Annotated in this window: 19 protein-coding genes; 9 read left to right on the top strand and 10 right to left on the bottom strand. The window is 53.4% G+C overall.

Going from position 1 to position 19,786, the window contains the following annotated elements; translation table 11 throughout:
• The first annotated feature begins 248 nt into the window (after positions 1-248).
• The 3 genes from LMED105_RS15265 (at position 249) to LMED105_RS15255 (ending at position 3,248) form a co-directional block, all read left to right on the top strand.
• A complete protein-coding gene (locus tag LMED105_RS15265) occupies positions 249-473 on the top strand; it encodes a hypothetical protein (protein WP_008253044.1) in 225 nt (74 codons plus the stop codon).
• A 161-nt stretch (positions 474-634) separates the two neighbouring features.
• Positions 635-2,053 carry a UDP-glucose/GDP-mannose dehydrogenase family protein gene (locus tag LMED105_RS15260; RefSeq protein WP_008253043.1) on the top strand — a complete coding sequence of 473 codons (1,419 nt, stop codon included), beginning with the start codon at positions 635-637 and terminating at the stop codon, positions 2,051-2,053.
• Between the two features lie 70 nt (positions 2,054-2,123).
• Positions 2,124-3,248 (top strand): beta-ketoacyl-ACP synthase III, encoded by a 1,125-nt coding sequence (locus LMED105_RS15255; protein ID WP_008253040.1) that lies wholly within the window; start codon positions 2,124-2,126, stop codon positions 3,246-3,248.
• Here the strand turns inward: LMED105_RS15255 and LMED105_RS15250 are convergent.
• Both LMED105_RS15250 and LMED105_RS15245 read right to left on the bottom strand, forming a co-directional pair.
• Entirely contained in the window at positions 3,245-3,709 is a 465-nt protein-coding gene (locus LMED105_RS15250) for a hypothetical protein (RefSeq protein WP_008253038.1), read from the bottom strand. The two genes, LMED105_RS15255 and LMED105_RS15250, sit on opposite strands and share 4 nt — an antisense overlap.
• Before the next feature lie 23 nt (positions 3,710-3,732).
• Entirely contained in the window at positions 3,733-4,506 is a 774-nt protein-coding gene (locus tag LMED105_RS15245; protein ID WP_008253037.1) for a glutathione S-transferase N-terminal domain-containing protein, read from the bottom strand.
• A 137-nt stretch (positions 4,507-4,643) separates the two neighbouring features.
• On the opposite strand from LMED105_RS15245, the gene aroQ reads away from it, so the two are divergent.
• From aroQ to LMED105_RS15220, 5 genes are all read left to right on the top strand, one after another.
• The gene (gene aroQ, locus LMED105_RS15240; RefSeq protein WP_008253035.1) at positions 4,644-5,075 is read left to right on the top strand and encodes a type II 3-dehydroquinate dehydratase; all 432 of its coding nucleotides are present in this window, start codon (positions 4,644-4,646) and stop codon (positions 5,073-5,075) included.
• Positions 5,076-5,186: 111 nt separating this feature from the next.
• Positions 5,187-6,599: an efflux transporter outer membrane subunit gene (locus LMED105_RS15235; RefSeq protein WP_008253034.1), complete on the top strand. Its 1,413-nt coding sequence runs from the start codon at positions 5,187-5,189 to the stop codon at positions 6,597-6,599.
• Positions 6,596-7,801, top strand: coding sequence for an efflux RND transporter periplasmic adaptor subunit (locus tag LMED105_RS15230; RefSeq protein WP_008253032.1), 1,206 nt, complete (start codon positions 6,596-6,598; stop codon positions 7,799-7,801). The genes LMED105_RS15235 and LMED105_RS15230 overlap by 4 nt, the downstream gene beginning before the upstream one ends.
• Positions 7,798-10,938 carry an efflux RND transporter permease subunit gene (locus LMED105_RS15225; protein ID WP_008253031.1) on the top strand — a complete coding sequence of 1,047 codons (3,141 nt, stop codon included), beginning with the start codon at positions 7,798-7,800 and terminating at the stop codon, positions 10,936-10,938. Before LMED105_RS15230 ends, LMED105_RS15225 begins: the two co-directional genes overlap by 4 nt.
• Positions 10,935-11,828 (top strand): helix-turn-helix transcriptional regulator, encoded by an 894-nt coding sequence (locus LMED105_RS15220; protein ID WP_008253029.1) that lies wholly within the window; start codon positions 10,935-10,937, stop codon positions 11,826-11,828. Before LMED105_RS15225 ends, LMED105_RS15220 begins: the two co-directional genes overlap by 4 nt.
• 15 nt (positions 11,829-11,843) lie before the next feature.
• On the opposite strand, the gene LMED105_RS15215 is transcribed toward LMED105_RS15220, so the two are convergent.
• The 7 genes from LMED105_RS15215 to chrA form a co-directional block, all read right to left on the bottom strand.
• The gene (locus tag LMED105_RS15215) at positions 11,844-12,662 is read right to left on the bottom strand and encodes a substrate-binding domain-containing protein (RefSeq protein WP_008253027.1); all 819 of its coding nucleotides are present in this window, start codon (positions 12,660-12,662) and stop codon (positions 11,844-11,846) included.
• A 13-nt stretch (positions 12,663-12,675) separates the two neighbouring features.
• Positions 12,676-13,437, bottom strand: coding sequence for an ATP-binding cassette domain-containing protein (locus LMED105_RS15210; RefSeq protein ID WP_050771265.1), 762 nt, complete (start codon positions 13,435-13,437; stop codon positions 12,676-12,678).
• Positions 13,430-14,137, bottom strand: a complete 708-nt coding sequence (locus tag LMED105_RS15205; protein WP_008253011.1) for an ABC transporter permease — start codon at positions 14,135-14,137, stop codon at positions 13,430-13,432. The genes LMED105_RS15210 and LMED105_RS15205 overlap by 8 nt, the downstream gene beginning before the upstream one ends.
• A gap of 181 nt (positions 14,138-14,318) precedes the next feature.
• On the bottom strand, positions 14,319-15,182 hold the full coding sequence (locus tag LMED105_RS15200) for a flagellin (RefSeq protein ID WP_008253010.1): 864 nt from the start codon (positions 15,180-15,182) through the stop codon (positions 14,319-14,321).
• A 133-nt stretch (positions 15,183-15,315) separates the two neighbouring features.
• Positions 15,316-15,867 carry an NADPH-dependent FMN reductase gene (locus LMED105_RS15195; protein WP_008253009.1) on the bottom strand — a complete coding sequence of 184 codons (552 nt, stop codon included), beginning with the start codon at positions 15,865-15,867 and terminating at the stop codon, positions 15,316-15,318.
• A gap of 25 nt (positions 15,868-15,892) precedes the next feature.
• Positions 15,893-16,303: a PaaI family thioesterase gene (locus LMED105_RS15190; protein ID WP_008253008.1), complete on the bottom strand. Its 411-nt coding sequence runs from the start codon at positions 16,301-16,303 to the stop codon at positions 15,893-15,895.
• A gap of 13 nt (positions 16,304-16,316) precedes the next feature.
• Positions 16,317-17,678, bottom strand: coding sequence for a chromate efflux transporter (chrA, locus tag LMED105_RS15185; RefSeq protein WP_008253006.1), 1,362 nt, complete (start codon positions 17,676-17,678; stop codon positions 16,317-16,319).
• Positions 17,679-17,746: 68 nt separating this feature from the next.
• On the opposite strand from chrA, the gene LMED105_RS15180 reads away from it, so the two are divergent.
• Complete coding sequence (locus tag LMED105_RS15180; RefSeq protein WP_008253004.1) at positions 17,747-18,124, top strand: hypothetical protein; 378 nt, start codon at positions 17,747-17,749, stop codon at positions 18,122-18,124.
• A gap of 64 nt (positions 18,125-18,188) precedes the next feature.
• Here LMED105_RS15180 and LMED105_RS15175 read toward each other — a convergent pair.
• A partial coding sequence (locus LMED105_RS15175) for an NAD(P)/FAD-dependent oxidoreductase (RefSeq protein WP_232222768.1) occupies positions 18,189-19,786 on the bottom strand: 1,598 nt, incomplete at its 5' end.

Raw genomic sequence — 19,786 nt, 5'->3', positions numbered from 1 at the left:
GCTGAGTGGGCGGCAAAGACGCGATGAACAGACCTTTAAAAATCAATTGTTCACAAACATTTACCCATATAAATATCATATAAAACAATTACTTGTGATTCTTAGAATAAATATTCGAGTATTTTGACACTTTGTCAATTGACATTGAGTGCACAACTGTACACAATACAACTCATGCAAACACAACAAAGTTTGCTGGGTTAAAGCGAAAGCCCCGATTTCGCATCCAATGTAAAAGGGATACCAAAATGAAAAACTTTATCGACTCAGTAGTTCGCACCCCTGGCATCTTGTTCATGGCCATGTTGACCACCGGCTTCACCATCAACGCAGGTGTTCAATACATCAACGCCACTGGTTTCGAAGGTCCTAATTTGTTGGCTGCAGGTTGTTTGGTTGTTGGTCAGGTTGCCTTGGCAGTGGTTCATCAAATGCGCCGCTTCGGTCAAGACAACAAACTGACTTTGCAATAATGCGGGTGGTGAAAAGGCGGTAACCCTACCGCCTTCGCCACAACATCGCCTCTCCCCCTGCTTCCCTCCTCCGCTGTCACAATCCAGTCTTAAATCTGTCAAACGCAGGCAACACTGCCGCAACACACTGCTCGCATTGATCACTCATCAAAGCAAAGCACATGCGCGTTTCTATCATTGGTAGTGGATATGTAGGCTTGGTTACAGCCGCCTGTTTGGCCGAAGTGGGCAACAAAATTCTGTGTTGCGACATTGATTCCGCCAAGATCGCCCAACTCAAAAATGGTCAAAGCCCGATTTACGAGCCCGGCCTGGATGAGCTGCTGGAGCGTAATATTCGGGAACAGCGCTTGGATTTCACCACACGAATTGAAGATGCGGTTAACCATGCTGAGCTGATTTTTATTTGCGTGGGCACCCCACCCCGAGAGGACGGCAGTGCCGATCTGCGCCATGTGCTCAAAGTGGCCCAGCAAATTGCCACGCACATGAATGGCTTTAAAGTGGTGATCAACAAGTCGACCGTGCCTGTGGGCACTGGCGAGCGCGTGGCTGATGAGGTGCGCCGCGTGCTGGTGCAGCGCAATGCCTTACACGCCTTCACCGTGGTATCGAATCCGGAATTTTTGAAGGAAGGTGCGGCAATCGACGACTTTCTGCGTCCGGACCGCATCGTGCTGGGTACCGACAACACGCCTGCTGGCCAACGCGCCCTGCGCATGATGAAGTCGCTGTATGCCCCCTTCCAGCGCCACCACGAGCGCCTGATGTGCATGGACGTTCGTTCTGCCGAGCTGACCAAGTACGCCGCCAATGCCATGCTGGCCACACGCATCAGTTTCATGAATGAATTGGCCAATCTGGCTGAAAAAATTGGCGCCGACATTGAACAGGTGCGCGCAGGCATAGGCTCCGACCCCCGCATTGGCTTCTCCTTTTTGTATGCAGGCTGCGGTTACGGCGGCTCGTGCTTTCCCAAAGACGTGCGTGCCTTAATTCAGACCGGTGAAGAGGCTGGCGAGAACCTGTCCATTTTGCGGGCGGTAAACCACAGCAACCAGCGCCAAAAACGCGTACTGGTTGAAAAGATTATTGCCCGCTTTGGTGAAGACCTCAGCAACATGACCTTTGCCATGTGGGGCCTGGCCTTCAAGCCGGAAACCGATGACATGCGCGAGGCCAGCAGCCGCACCATCGCAGCCGAACTGGTGCTGCGTGGCGCCAAAGTTCAGGCCTTCGACCCGGTGGCCAACGAAACAGCCCGCCGCGCCATGGAAGAAGACCTTGCTACATTCAGGCAAGACGGACCTTTGCTGGGCGAATTCGAAATTGCAAAAACCCAGGAAGAAACCCTGTTCAATGCCGACGCCCTGATTGTGTGTACCGAATGGCGCATGTTCAAAAGCCCCGACTTCTTGATGCTGAGCCGCACGCTTCGCCAAAAGGCGGTGTTCGACGGCCGAAACCTGTACGACCCCGCACTGCTGGCGGATTATGGCTTGATTTACGAGGGCATTGGTCGCAGGGCCGAACCAGCGGATCAGGGTATGTCCGTGGAACAAATGCGCCTGGCGTCTTAAAATTTAAGGCCATTGCCTTTATCATTGCGCAAGAGACAACAAAACCAATCATCCACCCAGGACGAGCGCAATGATCAAGGTAGCCATCAGCGGTACGGGGCTTTTCGTACCCAGCCAAACCATCACCAACGACGAATTGGTGGAGTCGTTCAATGCCTATGTGGCAAAGTTCAACACCGAGCATGCTGCTGAAATTGCCAGCGGAGAACTACAGTCACTGCAGCCTTCCAACTCGGCATTCATCGAAAGCGCATCGGGCATCAAGCAGCGCTATGTGATGGAAAAAGAAGGCATTCTGAACCCGGATCGCCTACACCCCTATTTCAAGGAACGTCCGAATTCCGAACTGTCGATGATGGCTGAAATCGCCGTGGACGCTGGTCGCAAAGCCATGGAAGACGCGGGGCTGACCGCTGCCGACATTGATGCAGTCATTTGTTCAGCCTCGAATATGCAGCGCGCCTACCCGGCCATGGCCATTGAAATTCAGGAAGCTTTGGGCATTGAAGGTTTTGGCTACGACATGAACGTGGCATGTTCCTCAGCCACCTTCGGTATTGAACAAGCGGTAAACGCAGTGCGCAGCGGCACTGCCCGTGCTGTGTTGATGGTGAACCCGGAAATTACGTCAGGCCACCAGGCGTGGCTGGATCGCGATTGCCACTTCATTTTTGGTGATGTGTGTACCGCCGTGATTGTGCAGCGTCTTGAAGACGCCAAGCCGGGTAGCTGGGAGGTGTTGGGCACCAAGCTGGCCACCAAATTCTCGAACAACATTCGCAACAATTTTGGTTTTCTGAACCGCTCCGAGAGCGCAGACAGCGATGGCCGCGACAAACTGTTCATGCAGGAAGGCCGCAAAGTGTTCAAGGAAGTGTGCCCCATGGCTGCCGAGCACATGAGCACCCACTTGCAAAGCCTGGGCTTGAGTTCATCCACCGACGTGCGACGCTATTGGCTGCACCAGGCCAACCTGGCCATGAACCAGTTGATTGCCAAAAAATTGCTGGGCAGCAGCGAATTCACGGCCGACAAAGCACCGGTCATTCTTGATGAGTTCGCCAACACCGCGTCTGCGGGTTCGGTGATTGCATTTCACCGCCACAAAGATGATTTGGGCAGAGGTGATGTGGGCGTGATCTGCTCGTTCGGCGCTGGTTATTCAATTGGCAGCGTGGTGGTTCGGAAGACCTAAGCCATTACGCGCCCTGCGTCGTTGGGCTGTGTGCCGGCTTGCTCAGGTGCATCCCCTCTAGCGCCAGAAAACCTGATTCTCCCTTTTTGAAATTCACCCTGACTCACCTCGCTCGGCAAAAGGGCGGGCCGAGTCTCAGTGTCGGCCTTTGGCCGACCGTGGCGGGTGAATTCAAACGGGCAGGTTTTCTTGATCGGCGCTGCCAGGGCATCGCAACCTGAGCGCGCGGAAACTTGAGTCGGTGACCTACGGCACATGCCGTCGCCCATGGAGAGAATCTGGCTCCATGCGAGGCTTGGGTGCTGCACTGACTGGCCGGCTTTGCAAGGCTTCCCGGCGGCTTCGCAGCGCGGGGCGATTCCGCCAGGAACCGATGCGAAGTCGCTTAAGCGATTCGCATGCCCCAAGCCAGAAGCATCAAGCCGGATCAGAAGTCTTGCTGAGGCCAGTTGGTGTGGCACCCAAGCCTCGCAAAACGCCTGAATTACGCACCATAAGTCTTGTCCAGATACCGCAGAATATCGTTCGACTCATACATCGCCACACCCGTGTTCGGATCGATCAAATAAGGCACCTGCACTTTGCCGGTGTTTTCAGCCAGCCAAGCCCGGTTGCGCGTAGTGCCTTGGGGTGCTTTAAACAGCTTGTCGCGGAACATGGGTGGGCCCATGTCGGTCATTGCACCCTTGGGCGTGCTTTTTAACAGATACGGAATTTCGAGTTCGCACAAACGGGCACGCACCGGCTTGGAGTAAGGGCTGCTTTCAAAACTGTACAGCACCAAAGGCTCAACAGGCGCTTTGGAAGCACGGGCCTTCATGCCCTGAAAACCACCGATTCGATACTGGAATGTGCTGGCCAACGCCGAGGTACCCACCGCCACTTTGCGCCCGAATCCTTTCTGGCTTTTAAGTTTGCTGTCGTAAGTTTTGGCCAGGTAATCAATGATATCGGCCGATTCATTCATCACGACACCGGTATTTTCATCCACCAGCATTGGAAACTTGGTTCCAGGCAGCAATGCACGCGCTTCGTCACGAAAACGCTTTCCACCTGCCGGGCAAGGCAAAATCATCGCATCCAGGTCCATTTCACTCAGGGCTTCCCGTACCAATCTACAAAACGGGCTGATTTCAATGTCGTAAAGCTTCAAAACTTTCTCAGGAGTTTTACGGGCGCGGGCGGTTATGCCTGTGCCACGCCATCCGCGTGCCGTACCTGCCAGCAAATTGAAAATTGCCTCGATGTTCGTGTTCATAAGCTGCCTCTGTCTTGGATTTATTCGAAATTGTCGTTATTTTGTGCGCGAACGTGTCCGCAGTGTAGACGAAACCCCCTAGCCCACCGCATTGCTTGTTACTATTTTTTCAAACACACCTGCACCGGAGAAGAAACTTGAAAAAACTGCTGCTGATCAACGGTCCCAACCTGAACCTGTTGGGCACGCGCGAGCCCGGTATTTACGGACACATGACCCTGGCTGACATTGAAAAAGCCTTGAAGAATATTGCTTTCACCGACGGTTTCGAATTGATGACCTTTCAAAGCAACCACGAGGGCGCATTGATCGATCGTGTGCACAAAGCAAAAACAGAAGACATCGCAGGCATTGTGATCAACCCGGCCGGTTACACCCACACCAGCGTGGCGCTGCGCGATGCACTAGCAGGAGTGGCCATCCCGTTCATTGAAGTACACCTGTCCAATATTTACAAACGCGAGAGCTTTCGCCACAACAGCTATTTTTCAGACCTGGCTGAGGGCGTGATTTGTGGGTTGGGCTGGCAAGGGTATGTTTACGCTTTGCGGCAACTCGCCTCCAAGTAAATAAAACAGGGGTATGGTGATTTTCAGTTCAATTTTGTAAAGATCAGTTAACAGCTGAACAAACTGCCCTGGACTGTGGTCTGATGGGCACTCAACAAGAAAAACGACACCATGAAGCACCACCTCAAACCCCTGCTGCCCCTCGTCTTGGCTCTATCGCTGGGGGCTTGCACCACTGTTGAGTCCAGAAAACCAGAAATCGACAGCCGGTTTGAAAATGCGACTTTTAAACCCTTGGTCAGCCCGAATGCGGTACAAGCCCCTGCGGACTGGTGGACCGGTTTTTCCAGCGAACAACTGAACACACTGATGCAAAAGGCACAGGCTGACAACCTGAGTCTTGAGGCCACAGAGGCCAGGTTGCGTGCTGCGCAAGCCAGCCTGGATGCTGCGCAAGCCAGCTTCTTTCCATCACTTACCCTGAACGCTGGCCGACAGGAAAACACCGTAAAGGGCACCAGTATTCAAGGGCAGGCCACCAACAATCGCGGGCTGTTTACCTCGGCTTCGTTCGTGGCCAGTTATGAGATTGATTTGTGGTCGCGCGTTCGCAACACGGCCAAGGCTTCTGAATTGCAGCTTCAAGCCACACGCTATGAACTCGATGCGGCGCGAATCAGCATTGCCGGTCAATTGGCCACCACTTGGGCGCAATGGGTGGCGGCGGACCAAACCGTAAGGCTGTTCGAGACGGAACTGGAAAGTTTCCAGACCAACCTGAAGTTGGTTGAATTGCGATTCCGCCAAGGCGGTGCTGTGGCGTCTGATGTGTTGCAACAACGGCAACTGGTCGAGTCGGCCCAGGGCAACCTGGCGCAAGCCCAAGCCAATCGCGATGTGCTGCTCAACAGCCTCGCGCTGCTGGTAGGTCAGCCTCCGAATACAATCAGCATGAACCGCGAGAACCTGCCTACCCTGCCCCCTGTGCCGGCAACCGGCTTTCCCGCTGAACTTTTGAATCGTCGGCCCGACGTACAACAGGCTTGGGCTCAAGTACTGGCAACCGACCACAGCGTGGCCGCAGCAATTGCCAACCGGTTTCCGCAACTCAGTTTGCGGGCCAGCTTTAGCGATCAAACCCGCGATTCCGATTTGCTGTTCGACAACTGGGTGCGCAACCTGAGCGTGAATTTGGTTGCACCCTTGTTCGATGGTGGCGCACGCTCAGCGGAAGTTGAACGCCAGCGCGCTTTGCTAGACCAAGCCGTGGCGCAATACCAGGACGCCGCCATCAACGCGCTGGCTGATGTCGACAACGCACTGATTCAGGAAACCCGCCAACGCGAGGCCGTGGAAAGTTTTCAGCGCCAGCTTGAACTGGCAGAACTGAGTTTGAAGCGGCTTTTTGCGGGCTATCGCAACGGCACGGTCGACTACCTCGCCATTTTGGATGCCCAACAAAGTACCAGCCAGTTAAGGCGCAACCTGGTGAACGCACAACAACAATTGGTGGGCTTCCGGATTGCCCTTTACAGGGCACTGTCCGGCAGCATTCCACAACCTACAGCAGCAGAGCAGTCATGAGCGATCAATCTTTTTTCAAACGCAAATGGGTACAAATTGGCCTGGCCATTGGGGTAGTAGCCCTGGGTGTAATTGGCTCTGAAGTGCTGGTTGCAACGGCCCCCACAGCCAGCCGCAAACCACCGGAAAAAACGGCGCGGCTGGTGACCGCTGAACCCGTCAAAGCCGGAGACTACACCGTCAGCTTGCTGGGTTATGGCGTGGTTGAGCCCGAGCAACAAATTACTTTGCAAGCGCGTGTGAGCGGCACTGTGCAAAGCATTGGTCCAAAATTTGTACCGGGTGCATCGTTTAAAAAAGGCGATGTGTTGGTGCAACTGGACAACACCGACTACCGCATTGAATTGCAAACTGCGCAAGCAGCACTGGCGCAAGCACAATCCACGCTCACCTCGGAATTGGGTAACCAGGTGGTGGCCCAATCCGATTTCGAATTGCTCGGTTTGAATGTGGATGAGCGTGAACGTGCACTCATTCTGCGAAAGCCACAACTCGAGGCAGCCAAAGCCACGGTTCAATCTGCCCAGGCGGGTGTTGAGCGCGCCAAAGTGAATTTGGAACGGACCATTTTGCGGGCACCCTTCGATGGTGTTGTGGTAAGTCGTGAAGCAAGTGTGGGCGCGCAAGTCAGTGCCACCACTGCTCTGGGCGTACTGGCCAGCAGTGAAGCCTACTGGATCAACGTGGCCGTGCCGCAAGCTGATTTGAAATGGATCAAATTTCCCGAAGGGAAACAGGCTGGCTCCACGGTGTGTGTCAGCGATGCCAGCAGTAGTGAGCAGGGCTGCCACAAAGGCACAGTGCTGAACCTGCAAACCAGTGTTCAAGACAATGGTCGGCAAGCCCAAGTGTTGGTCGAAGTGCCTCGCAGCCAAAACAAGAGCAACAACAAAAACCTGCAGCCACTGTTGCTGGCCCAATATGTGAAGGTGCGCTTTGACGGCATCGAGCTGAAGAATGTTTTCAAGCTGGCACCGGCCTCGGTGCACGACAACAAAGTGTGGGTGAATGACGGGGGTGAACTCGACATTCGCCCGGTGAATATTGCCTTCCGCTCAGCCGAGTATGTGCTGATCGATCGCGGCTTGAACGATGGCGAAAGCATAGTTACATCGAATCTTGGCTCGCCAGTGAACCGCATGGCCATCAGGACAAATGAGTCGACCCCACCCTCACCCACACCAGCGGCGGTCAAACCATGAATGCTGCAAGCAGACGCCGGGTAGACCGCTCAGGCCCATTGGCCTGGATGACCAAAAACACTGTGGCGGCCAACATTCTAATGTGGGTGTGCTTGATCGGTGGCGTGTTCGGATTCATGAACATGACCAAGGAGGTGTTTCCCGAATTCGAACTGGACCTGGTCACCGTGTCTGTTGCTTACCCAGGTGCAAGCCCAGAGGATGTTGAGCAAGGTATTGTGCTGGCCGTTGAAGAGGCCATTTCAAGCATTGAAGGGATTGTTGAAGTCAACTCCACCGCCAACGAAGGCGCGGCCAGTGTGGTAATTGAAATTGACGAATCGGAAGACGCTCAAGCTGTTTACGACCGAATCAAACAAGAGGTTGACCGAATCACCACCTTCCCTGGTGATGCCGAAGTGCCCAATGTCTCGCTGACAGCACGCAAACGTGGCGTGGTCACTTTGGTAGTACACGGTGACACCGATGAACTGTCGCTGCGCAATTTGGCTGAAGAAGTACGTGATGGTTTGCTGCAAAACCCGGGCATCACTCAGGTTGATCTTACCGAAATTCGCGAACAGGAAATTCATGTTGAAGTACCCGAGGCCACGCTAAATGCCTATGGTTTGACGCTACAAGGCATTGCCGACAACATTCGCGCCAACGTGATTGAGGTATCGGGTGGCAGTATTTCAACCCAAAGCGGCGAAATACTGTTGCGTGTTTCCGAGCGACGGGATTTCGCAAATGAGTTTGCCGCCTTGCCGATTGTTTCACCTGTTACTGGCACCCCCTTGAAGCTCGGTGACATTGCCACGGTGCGCGATGGCTTTCAGGACATCGACAAATACGCCACCTTCAACGGCAAACCATCCATTGAAATTTCAGTGTCACGGATCGGTGAACAAACTCCCATCGGAATATCTGAGGCCACACAGGAAGCGCTGGAACGCATTCGCCCCTTAATGCCCGAGGGTATTGAAATTTCCGTGGTCAGCGATCGCTCAGACACCTACAAACAACGACAGGAACTGCTGGCCAAAAATGCAGTGATGGGTTTGATACTTGTCATGGTATTGCTCACCATTTTCCTGGACTGGAAATTGGCCTTTTGGGTGACGATGGGCATTCCGATTTCGTTTCTCGGAGCGATGTTGTTGCTGCCGTTGTTTGGGGTCACCTTCAACATGATTTCCATGTTCGCCTTCATCATTGCCTTGGGCATTGTGGTGGACGATGCGATTGTTGCAGGCGAAAATATTTATGAGTACCGGCAACAAGGGATGACCCTTCTGGACGCTTCCATCCAGGGTGCACGTGATGTGGCGGTGCCGGTTACCTTCAGTATCCTGACCAATATTGCAGCCTTTGCACCGCTGTTGTTTGTGCCCGGATTTCTGGGAAAAATATGGGGAGTCATTCCGCTGGTGGTGTGCACGGTGTTTGTGGTGTCCCTGATCGAAGCGATTTTCATTTTGCCTGCTCACCTCGCACACAGCAAAGAAGGCCATGGAAAGTTTCACAACTGGCAACAAAGGTTTTCGAAAGGATTCAGCCAGTTTATTGAACGCCGCTACACCCCGATTGTTCAAAAGTGTGTGGAATACCGTTACTTGTCCATGGGTGTTGGCATTGCCCTGATGGTGCTGGTGATCAGTTGGCCGGTCAGTGGTCGCATGGGTTTCGAGCTGTTTCCACAAGTGGAAGCAGATCAGTCTGAGGTGAGGGCGCAATTGCCGCTGGGCAGCACCAATGAACAAGTCAACCTAGTGCGAGACCGCATTGTGGCCAGCGCCCTGAAAACCGTTGAGGCCACGGGTGGCGAGCAACAAAGCACCGGCATTTATGCCAGCGTGAATGAGAACAACATTACTGTTCGCACTTACCTGACCCCACCGGGTGTACGCCCTGTGCCCACTGCTGAATTTACCGATCAATGGAGACTGGACGTAGGCAACATTCCAGGCGTGGAAACCATACGTTTTGCAGCCGACTCGGGTGGGCCTGGCAGTGGCCCGGCCTTCACTGTGCAACTGAGCCACCGCAATGTAGATACCTTGCGCCAAGCCAGCGAGGCACTGGCGCGAGAGCTGGCCAACTACCCCATGGTGTCTGAAATTGACGATGGCTTTCAAAACGGCAAGGAACAATTCAGCTTTACCTTGAAAGAGGAAGCGCGACGTCTGGGACTAAGCTCCAACGAAATTGGTCGACAAGTGCGCGCTGCATTTTTTGGTTCGGAAGCCTTGCGCCAGCAACGTGGCCGCAATGAGGTGAAGGTGTTGGTGATGCGCCCCGAAACAGAACGTTCAGCGCAGACCGATGTGCGCGACTTGCTGATTCGTACACCGCAAGGTAGCTTGGTTCCCCTTCACTCTCTGGTGAACTTCGACGACACGCGCGCCGTGGCCAACATCACACGAAGGGACGGCCGACGAACCATTTCAGTGACGGCCAACGTCAACCCACGCAACCAGGCACAACAAGTACAAAATGCCACAGTGCAAGACCTGATGCCAAAATTGATGGCCGACTATCCCGGTTTAAGCTACAGCTTTGCGGGTCGCCAGCAAGACTTTTCTGAGGCTTTGGGAGGGCTGGGCAAGGGTTTTATGGTGGCCTTGCTCATGATCTACGTATTGTTGGCGATTCCGTTCAAAAGCTATCTGCAACCCTTCATCGTGATGCTGGCCATTCCATTTGGTATTTTTGGGGCCATAGTTGGTCACTTGATGATGGGCTACAGCATTAGTATTGTGTCCATGATGGGTATTCTTGCCCTGGCGGGTGTGGTGGTGAACGACTCACTGGTGATGGTGGACCACGCCAATGAAAAGGTACGCGAAGGCATGAGCCCTTACGAGGCGATTTGTACCTCTGGCGTGCGACGTTTCAGGCCGATCATGTTGACCACCATTTCCACATTCGGCGGCTTGGCCCCCATGATCTTCGAAACCTCTCGCCAGGCAAAATTCATGATCCCGATGGCCATTTCACTGGGGTACGGAATTTTGTTTGCCACAGCCATTACACTGTTGTTGGTGCCTTGCCTGTATCTGATGATCGATGACCTTCGACGTTTAATGGGTACCAGCCCCGGGCTTGAGCCTCATGAAATTGACTTGACGAAACTGGAAGAAACCCGCACCGCATGAATTCAGGTTTGGACACCACCGAATTTTTAACCACCAAAGAAGTGGCTGAACTGTTGCGCATCAAAGAGCGCAAGTTATACGACTTGGTAAGTGCGCAAGAAATTCCCTGCGTGAAGGCCACTGGCAAACTGCTGTTTCCAAAAGCCGAGCTGATGCACTGGATACGCACCGGTGAATTTTTATCCGAAAGCAAAAGCACTGCACGATTGAATGTGCTGGCGGGTAGCCATGATCCGCTTTTGGAATGGGCGATTCGTGAATCGGGTTGCGGGTTGGCCATGCAATTTGATGGCAGCCTGAGCGGACTTGATGTGTTTGAGAACCATGGTGCAGTCGCCACTGGCTTGCACGTGCTCAATGTCAACACCAACCCCACCGCCTGGAATACACATGCGGTGCAAACCCGTTTCGCAACAAGCAATGTGGTGTTGGTGCATTGGGCCATGCGGCAACAGGGTTTGATTGTGCCCCACGGGAATCCCAAGCAAATAAACAGTGTGGCTGACTTGCCAGCGTTAAAAATTGCCACTCGCCAGGCTGGCGCAGGCGGCATGATTTTGTTTGAACACCTGCTGCATACTCACGGCCTTGATTTGGCAGCGCTGAATGTTTCTGAAACCTGCCGAACCGAGAATGACACCATTGCAGCGGTGGCCAGCGGAAAAGCAGATGCAGCGCCGGGATTGCAAGCCTTGGCCTTGCAATTCGGCCTTGGCTTTGTGCCCACGCAACAAGAAAATTTTGATTTGATGGTGTGCCGCAAAGCGTGGTTTGAACCACCCTTTCAAAAGCTGATTCAGTTCACCAGCAGTAGTACATTCAAGAAAAAAGCGCAGCAGTTTGAAGGTTACAACACCACGGCACTGGGCACCGTGGTGTGGAATTCTTAAGGCTTGTTTGCGTGCTCATTTAGGTGCATTGGGGAAGAACAGAGAATCTCCGTTCTTCTTGTAAGCCGCGATCGTGGCTTGCCCTTTGGGTGACACCAGCCAATTTACGAAAGTATTGCCCAGGTCGGTTTTCACGTTAGGGCACTTGGCCGGGTTCACTGCAATCACACCGTACTGATTGAACAAGGTAGGGTCACCTTCCACCGCAATCTTGAAATTGCCTTTGTTGCCAAAGGCAATCCAGCTGGCGCGATCGGCCAACACATACGCACCCATGCCCACACCGGTATTCAGGGTAGCGCCCATGCCCGAGCCTGTTTCCCGATACCACTTGCCGCTGGCGGCTTTGACATCCACATTGGCCGCCTTCCACAACTGCTGTTCTTTTTTGTGGGTACCACTGTCGTCACCGCGTGAAGCAAACAAAGCCTCTTTATCCGCAATGGCTTTGAACGATTTCACCACCTCTTTGCTGCCCGCCACACCGGCTGGGTCGTTGCCAGGCCCCACCACCACAAAGTCGTTGTACATCACGTCAATGCGCTTCACGCCGTAACCGTCTGCCACAAATTTTTCTTCGGCGGCTTTGGCATGTACCAGCACCACATCGCCATCGCAATTTTGAGCATTCTTCAAAGCCTGCCCTGTGCCCACAGCCACCACGCGAACTTCAATTCCCGTTTCCGCTTTAAATGCGGGCAACAGGTGATCAAACAGCCCGGAGTTTTGGGTGGATGTGGTGGATTGAACAATAATGAATTTGTCGGCAGCATGTGCGTGTGCAAACAGGCCAGTGGCCAACAATGCTGTAACCAATCGAATTTTTTTAGTCATGGTATTTCCTCGTTTAAATCAACAACTCACCCGCAAGGTAGGCTTTCGCCTCACGACTGGCAGGTGTTTTCAAAAACTCGTGGGTGGCTTGGATGGCGTGAACCCTGCCCTTGTGAACGAACATCACTTCATCGGAAAGCCGTGCAGCCTGGCCTTGATCGTGGGTCACCACAATCACTTTCACGCCACACTGGCTGGCACGCAGCACAATGTTTTCAATCAATGCTGTGGCTTGGGGATCAAGGCTGGCACTGGGTTCATCCAGAATCAGCAAACCAGGTTTTGCCGCCAAAGCGCGCAGCAATGTCAGGCGTTGCTGTTCCCCGCCTGACAGTTTTCTGGCCGGAGATTTTGCGAGGTGCTGCATGCCACCCAACTCGAGTAGGGCATCCGCGCGGAAAGGCCGTTGGCCTCGCTCCACGCCTGCGATGGCCAGTGCATGCAACAGGTTGTCTTGCACACTGCGGCGCAGCAATACCGGGCGCTGGAATACAAAACCAATTTGATCGCGGGGAACTCGACTCAGTGTGTTGAAACGGACAGAACCCTGCTCAGGCATCAGCAAGCCCGCCAGTAATCGCAAAATAAGACTTTTGCCAGCGCCATTGGGCCCCATGATCGCGGTAATGCCTTGCGCGCCAATTTCAAGAGTCAAATTGCTGAATATGTGATGCTTGCCGAATGACAGATGAACGCCGTCAAACTGAATTGGCAGGTGTTCTGAAAACGGTTTTGCAGGGGCAAGCAAGGCCAGGTCGCTGTTCATCTTAAGCATAAGCCCTCTTTTGTGCGCTGTTTTTCAGCAAGAAAAGGCCCGCGTTAATCAGGATGGACAGCACGATCAGAATAATCCCCAAGCCCAGTGCCAGCGCCAGTTCACCTTTCGAGGTTTCCAGAGCAATAGTCGTGGTCATGACCCGGGTTACATTGGCAATGTTGCCGCCCACGATAATCACTGCACCCACCTCCGCCAAGGCGCGACCTAACCCGGCCAATGCGCTGGTCAGCAGCGAATAACGGGCATCTACAATCAAAGTGCAAATGGTTTGAATGCGACTGGCATTCATGGCGCGCAGCATTTCATCGTATTCGCTGTACAAGTCTTCAATCACTTGCCTGGCCAGCGCCGCCACAATCGGGGTAACCAGCACCACCTGCGCAATCACCATGGCAGTTGGGGTGTAGAGCAACTGAAGAAAGCCCAAAGGACCCGCTGCAGACAAGAACAGGTAGATCACCAAGCCAACCACCACCGGTGGTAACCCCATGAGGGAGTTCAGAAACACAACAAAGGCCATTCGACCGGGAAAACGGCCAATGGCCAAAGCAGCACCAAGAGGAAAACCCAACAGACAGGCAATGGAAACGGCCGTGAACGTGACCTGAAGCGACAAGGCTATGATGTCGATTAAAGTGGGGTCAGCTTGCCCGATCAGGGTAAAGGCTTGAACAAAGGCTTGGGAGAAATCTTGCATTTATATGCATTTTTTACGGAATAAATGCAGTGTAATGCCAAAATGCGCGTGATGTCATTGGTAGTAACACCAGCGGGGAGAAAAAAGGCAGAGGACGAATAGTCCGAATCCGGGAATGCCCTCTGCCGAAACCAGCTGATCCGATGCTAGTCAGATCAGCCAGTGCTTGGTCAATTCAGGCTTACTGCAATAGGCTCAGTACGTTGTTGGGCAACTGGTTGGCCTGGGCGAGCATGGCGGTGCCGGCCTGCTGCAGGATCTGCGAGCGGGTCAGGTTGGCCGTTTCCTTGGCAAAGTCAGCGTCCATGATTCGTCCACGTGCGGCCTGCAAGTTGGTGCTCGATACATCGGCAAAAGCTGCCACTTGCTCCAGTCGGCTTTGGCCCGCACCCACCACGGCACGAATACCGGTGATGGCGTCAATCGAGGCATCCAGAGTGTCGATGGCCGTGGTGGCGTTGGCCACATCGGTAATGGCGCCCAGGTTGGTCTGAATATCAGCCGCACCGTTGGTCATGATGGTGGTCAGGTCGTTGCCCGTGCTCAAGCCATCGTCAGTCAGGTTCAGCTCCAGGGTGTCGGAGACGGCGTTGCCGGTGCCCACCTGGAAGCTCAGTGTTTGGTTGGCGGCATCAAACAGGTTGTTGCCGTTGAATGTGCTGCCAGTCACGATGCGGTCCACCTCGTTGGCCAGTTCCGTGTACTCACGGTTCAGGTTCACACGGTCGGTGGGGTTCAAGGTGCCGTTTTTGGCTTGAACAGCCAACTCACGCATACGCTGCAGGTTGTCGCTGATCTTGCCCATGGCGCCGTCGGCCACTTGCAACAAAGAGATACCGTCGTTGGCGTTGCGCCCAGCCACATCAAAGCCGCGAATTTGCGCTTGCATGCGCTCGGCAATGGCCAGGCCTGCTGCGTCGTCTTTGGCGCTGTTCACACGCAGTCCGGAGGACAGGCGAGCGATCGAGTTGTTCAAACCCATGCCAGAGCCTGAAAGGTTCTTCTGGGCGGTCAGTGAGGCTACGTTGGTGTTGATTCCTAGCATGATAATTCTCCAAGCAATTTATTGAGTTAAGAGTCAGTCGCCTTCAGTGTCGTGCACTGTCGTGCGCTGCTCATGATTCATTAACGCTTGGAAAAAATGATTCTTTAGGGTTGATGTGAAATTTATTTCACCCCTACCCTTTCAGGCGAAGGCTCCATGCCCTTAAGGCCTGTAACTGGGATGCCAGGTTGGACTTGATTTTGTCGTCAGTGACATTGCCATCCGAATCGAAACCACCCGCAAATGCATTGGCAAATACTTCCGGTTTATTCAAGGGATGTAAATCAAGATAAACACACACCTGCCGCAAATGGTATTGGGCGCGCGACGTACCCATGCCGCCACCTGCGCCACAAATGGCCACAGGTTTACCAGCCAGCAAAGCGTTGTCAGGGTAACGTGATGCCCAGTCGATCGCATTTTTCAAAGCGGGTGCGATGGAGTAGTTGTATTCAGGGCAAGCCAACAACAAAGCATCGGCTTGTTGTAACTGTTCAAAAAAGGCTTGCACAGCCGCTGGCCGTTCAGCGAGATCAGCATTGAAGAATGGCAAGTCGATCAAATTGGCGAAGTGCATTTCCATACCCTCGGGTAACTGCCCTGCCGCCGCACGCAATAAACCCGTGTTGCAAGATTTCGCACGAAGGCTGCCGGAAATACCCAGTACGCGAATGGTATTGCTCATGGTGTGCTCCTTTGAATTGAACGAATCAGTCTTTCTTGGGTGGAATGGCGTAGGTGCCCACGGCATGCGCCACGGGATCGGGCAAACCTTCGGAATACACACTCACCTCGCCAATGGCCAGTGTCTTTCCCACTTTAATCAATTTGCACACACCAATAATGTCGCGGTCCGCTGAGGGTTTTCTCAAAAAATTGATGTTCATATTGGTGGTCACTGCCAAAGGCACAATGCCAATTCGCCCCAGTATGCCCACATACAAGGCGCAGTCAGCCACCAAAAACATGACGGGGCCAGCTACGGTGCCACCGGGGCGCAACTCAGCCACCGTAATTTTGTGACGAATGGTAGCGGAGTCGCCATCGACATGTTCAACCGTGATTTTGCTTTGTGGAAATTGCGTGTTGATGAATTCATTCATCATTTCTTTGGTGATCAAAACCCTCTCCTACTTAAGCTGTAACAAAACTCAGCACCAAACCCAGCGCTGCGCAAGTACCCAGCACCTGCATCACCGACCACTTGAAGTAAAAAAGTGCAGTGACAGCACCCAAGGTAATCGCTAGGGCGGCCCAGTCAAAATGACCTTCCAAGCCCTCAGGCCACAGCACGTGATAGGCAAAAAATACGGCAAGGTTCACTACCACGCCCACCACGGCCGCGGTAATGGCCAACAAAGGTGCAGTGAATTTCAAGTCGTCGTGGGTGCTTTCAACCAAAGGACCACCCGCCAGAATGAACAGAAAAGACGGAAGGAATGTGAACCATGTGACCAAGGCAGCAGCAAGTGCACCCGCAATAAAAGCGTTCTCGGGTCCGAAGGCAGCCTGCACATAAGCACCTACAAAACCCACGAATGCAACCACCATAATCAGCGGCCCGGGTGTGGTTTCGCCCAAAGCCAAACCGTCAATCATTTGAGTGGGTGTCAGCCAGCCATAATGGCTCACTGCGCCTTGGTACACATAAGGCAATACTGCGTACGCACCACCAAAGGTGAGCAAGGCCGCCTTGGTGAAAAACCAGCCCATTTGCGTGAAAGTGTTTTGCCAACCCAGGCTTGCTGTCAGCAAGCCCATGGGCACCAGCCAAAGCAATGCACCTGCCACAACCACTTTGGCCAAATGAACTTTGCTGAAACGGGCATGCTCGGGTGTCGGGGTGTTGTCGTCAATTAAAGCAGCGCCATACGATTTTTGTGCACCGGCATGCCCAGCGCTGCCGTTGAACTTGGCGGGGAACAATTTTCCGCCCACAAGGCCGATGATTGCCGCTGTGGCCACAATGATGGGAAAGGGTACATTCATGGCAAAAATCGCCACAAACGACGCTGCCGCAATTGCCCACATCCAGTTGTTTTTCAGGGCACGAGAGCCAATGCGGTGTGCCGCATGCAACACGATCGCGGTCACCGCTGGCTTAATGCCATAGAAAATACCAGCAACAACGGGCACATCGCCATAAGCAATATAAATCCACGACAACCCAATCAGAATAAACAGTGATGGGAGCACAAACAAGGCGCCTGCGACTATTCCCCCCCAAGTGCGGTGCATTAACCACCCAAGGTAAGTGGCCAACTGTTGAGCCTCCGGGCCCGGCAACAACATGCAGTAATTCAGGGCATGTAGAAAACGCTTCTCGGAAATCCAGCGGCGGCGCTCCACCAGCTCCTCATGCATGATCGCAATTTGCCCGGCGGGTCCGCCAAAGCTGATAAAACCAAGCTTCAACCAAAACCAGAAGGCCTGCATCAGGCTGACCGGTGCGGGAGGTTGATCAAGAGCGGTCATTTCAGCAGCAGGTGTGGACATTGATCTGTGAGGTCATTGATTCGACCGCTAATCTTATCTCATACTTGAACCTCAACAAGAGGAACACCATGAACTGGATCAGCAACATTGCTTTGGCCATCGCAGCCATCATCCATTTTTTACCGCTCAGCGGAATCATGGGCAAAACCACGCTTGAAAGGCTTTATGGCGTTGCAATTGACGACCCGAATTTATTGATCGCCATGCAACACCGCGCCTTGTTGTTCGGTTTGCTGGGTGTGTTGTTCGTGGTGGCCATGTTCAAGGTAGATTTGCGCCTGCTGGCCATGTGCTTCGGCCTGGTAAGCACCGTTGGCTTCATTGCAATTGCCTGGCAAGTGGGCGATTACAACCCATTGATTGCACGGGTCATCAAGGCTGATGTCATTGTGATTGTGGCGCTGATCATCGGCTTGATCAACGAGACCTGGTTTACACCACATTAAAAAAGCCCCCAGGACCGTCACGAGTCACCGGGGGCCGTACTACTCCCACTACCTTAATCAAACTTCACGCCACTACGTCTGCCTTCACCTGGCGATAGGCCTTCACATCAAATGTGCCCATTTGCGCGGCATACTGCGTGGCAAAACCGGGAAACATGGTGGCATTGAAACCGTCTTCAGTCAGGTACCAGCTTTTGCAACCTGAGTTCCAGTTGGTTTTCGCCAAACGCTTTTGTATGTTGGCATTGTGTTTGGCCTGCACATCGGGTTTCACATCCAGCATTTTCAGATTCGAATCCAGAATGGTTCGAATGCCTTTCACCGCATAGGCGATTTGCTGTTCCATGTACACCAGTGCCGAGTTGTGACCGGGCCCGCTGTTGGGTCCAAACATGATGTACAGGTTGGGATAGCCGCTCACATTGATGCTTTTGTAGGCTTGTGCGCCGCGCTGCCATTCCTTGGCCAATTCGCGCCCACCCACACCCAATACTGGGTACGGTGTACCGCTTTTCGGTACATCAAACCCGGTGGCAAACACAATGCAGTCTACGCGATGCTCAATGCCTTCCGAGGTGCGAATGCCCTGCTCTACGATGTTGGCGATTGGCCAAGTGATCAGTTCGCAGTTTTCTTTTTGCAAGGCCGGGTAGTAATCGTTGCTCACCAGAATACGCTTGCAACCCAGTTTGTAATCGGGTTTCAATTGCCTGCGCATCCAGGGGTCAGGTACTTGCGATTTCAAAAACGCCTGGCCCAAACGCTCACCAAGTCGCGTCACCGGTGAACTCCAGATCACAGCCAAAGCCATGCTCTCGTGGGTCCAGTACAGCGCTTCGCGAATGGCTTTCTGTGTGAAGGGCAATTTAGCGAACAGCTTTTTGCTCAACTCAGAAGTTGAGAAATCCGGGCGGGGCATCACCCACGCTGGCGTGCGCTGAAACACCTTGAGCTTGTCCACTTTTTTCACCAGCTCGGGAATGATTTGAATGGCGCTGGCGCCCGTGCCAATCACAGCCACCCGCTTGCCAGTGAAGTCGTATTCATGGTCCCACTGCGCGCTGTGAATTTTCTTGCCCTTGAAATTCTCGATGCCACGAATTTTAGGGAAACTGGCGTTGGCCAAAGGACCGCTGGCCATGATCACGGTTTTGCCTTTCCACACACGCCCACTGTCCGTGTGAATCATCCACAGGCCTTGGGCGTCGTCGAGCTCTACGCGCGTTACATTTTGCTGGTACTGAATCAGTTGTTCCAAACCGAAGTCATTCACCAGGCTGTGCACATAGCCCAGAATTTCCTTGCTGCCCGAATAACTGCGAGACCAGTTGGGGTTGGGTGCAAAGGAAAAACTGTACAGGTTAGATGGAATGTCACACGCGGCCCCGGGGTATTGGTTGTCGCGCCAAGTACCGCCAACTTCCGATGCACGCTCAAGAATGGCCACGTTGTGCACACCAGCTTCACGCAATTTAATGGCAGTGCCCAACCCGGCAAAACCGGCGCCAATAATCAGCGTGTCGTACACATGCTCACCGCTTTTTTCGGCACTGCTTTTGCTTGAACTGCGGCGCACCGTGGTTCGGGACGTTGGCGCAGCTTTCAGAGCTTGCGCGGGCTTTTGAGTTCTATTGTTCATTTCAAATTCCAGTTCAATCAGGC

Origin of the sequence: Limnobacter sp. MED105, from assembly GCF_000170915.1 — a bacterium.
GTDB lineage: Bacteria > Pseudomonadota > Gammaproteobacteria > Burkholderiales > Burkholderiaceae_B > Limnobacter.
The sequence above is the reverse complement of the archived record's forward strand: the minus strand, read 5'-3'. Positions and strand labels throughout refer to the sequence as shown.

Excerpts from the sequence above, each read along its gene's own strand:
- LMED105_RS15260 (WP_008253043.1), top strand. The coding sequence starts at position 635 with ATGCGCGTTTCTATCATTGGTAGTGGATATGTAGGCTTGGTTACAGCC.
- LMED105_RS15220 (WP_008253029.1), top strand. The coding sequence starts at position 10,935 with ATGAATTCAGGTTTGGACACCACCGAATTTTTAACCACCAAAGAAGTG.
- LMED105_RS15215 (WP_008253027.1), bottom strand. The coding sequence starts at position 12,662 with ATGACTAAAAAAATTCGATTGGTTACAGCATTGTTGGCCACTGGCCTG.
- chrA (WP_008253006.1), bottom strand. The coding sequence starts at position 17,678 with ATGTCCACACCTGCTGCTGAAATGACCGCTCTTGATCAACCTCCCGCA.
- LMED105_RS15225 (WP_008253031.1), top strand. The coding sequence starts at position 7,798 with ATGAATGCTGCAAGCAGACGCCGGGTAGACCGCTCAGGCCCATTGGCC.
- LMED105_RS15200 (WP_008253010.1), bottom strand. The coding sequence starts at position 15,182 with ATGCTAGGAATCAACACCAACGTAGCCTCACTGACCGCCCAGAAGAAC.
- LMED105_RS15230 (WP_008253032.1), top strand. The coding sequence starts at position 6,596 with ATGAGCGATCAATCTTTTTTCAAACGCAAATGGGTACAAATTGGCCTG.
- LMED105_RS15205 (WP_008253011.1), bottom strand. The coding sequence starts at position 14,137 with ATGCAAGATTTCTCCCAAGCCTTTGTTCAAGCCTTTACCCTGATCGGG.
- LMED105_RS15245 (WP_008253037.1), bottom strand. The coding sequence starts at position 4,506 with ATGAACACGAACATCGAGGCAATTTTCAATTTGCTGGCAGGTACGGCA.
- LMED105_RS15195 (WP_008253009.1), bottom strand. The coding sequence starts at position 15,867 with ATGAGCAATACCATTCGCGTACTGGGTATTTCCGGCAGCCTTCGTGCG.
- LMED105_RS15255 (WP_008253040.1), top strand. The coding sequence starts at position 2,124 with ATGATCAAGGTAGCCATCAGCGGTACGGGGCTTTTCGTACCCAGCCAA.
- LMED105_RS15265 (WP_008253044.1), top strand. The coding sequence starts at position 249 with ATGAAAAACTTTATCGACTCAGTAGTTCGCACCCCTGGCATCTTGTTC.
- LMED105_RS15210 (WP_050771265.1), bottom strand. The coding sequence starts at position 13,437 with ATGCTTAAGATGAACAGCGACCTGGCCTTGCTTGCCCCTGCAAAACCG.
- LMED105_RS15235 (WP_008253034.1), top strand. The coding sequence starts at position 5,187 with ATGAAGCACCACCTCAAACCCCTGCTGCCCCTCGTCTTGGCTCTATCG.
- LMED105_RS15180 (WP_008253004.1), top strand. The coding sequence starts at position 17,747 with ATGAACTGGATCAGCAACATTGCTTTGGCCATCGCAGCCATCATCCAT.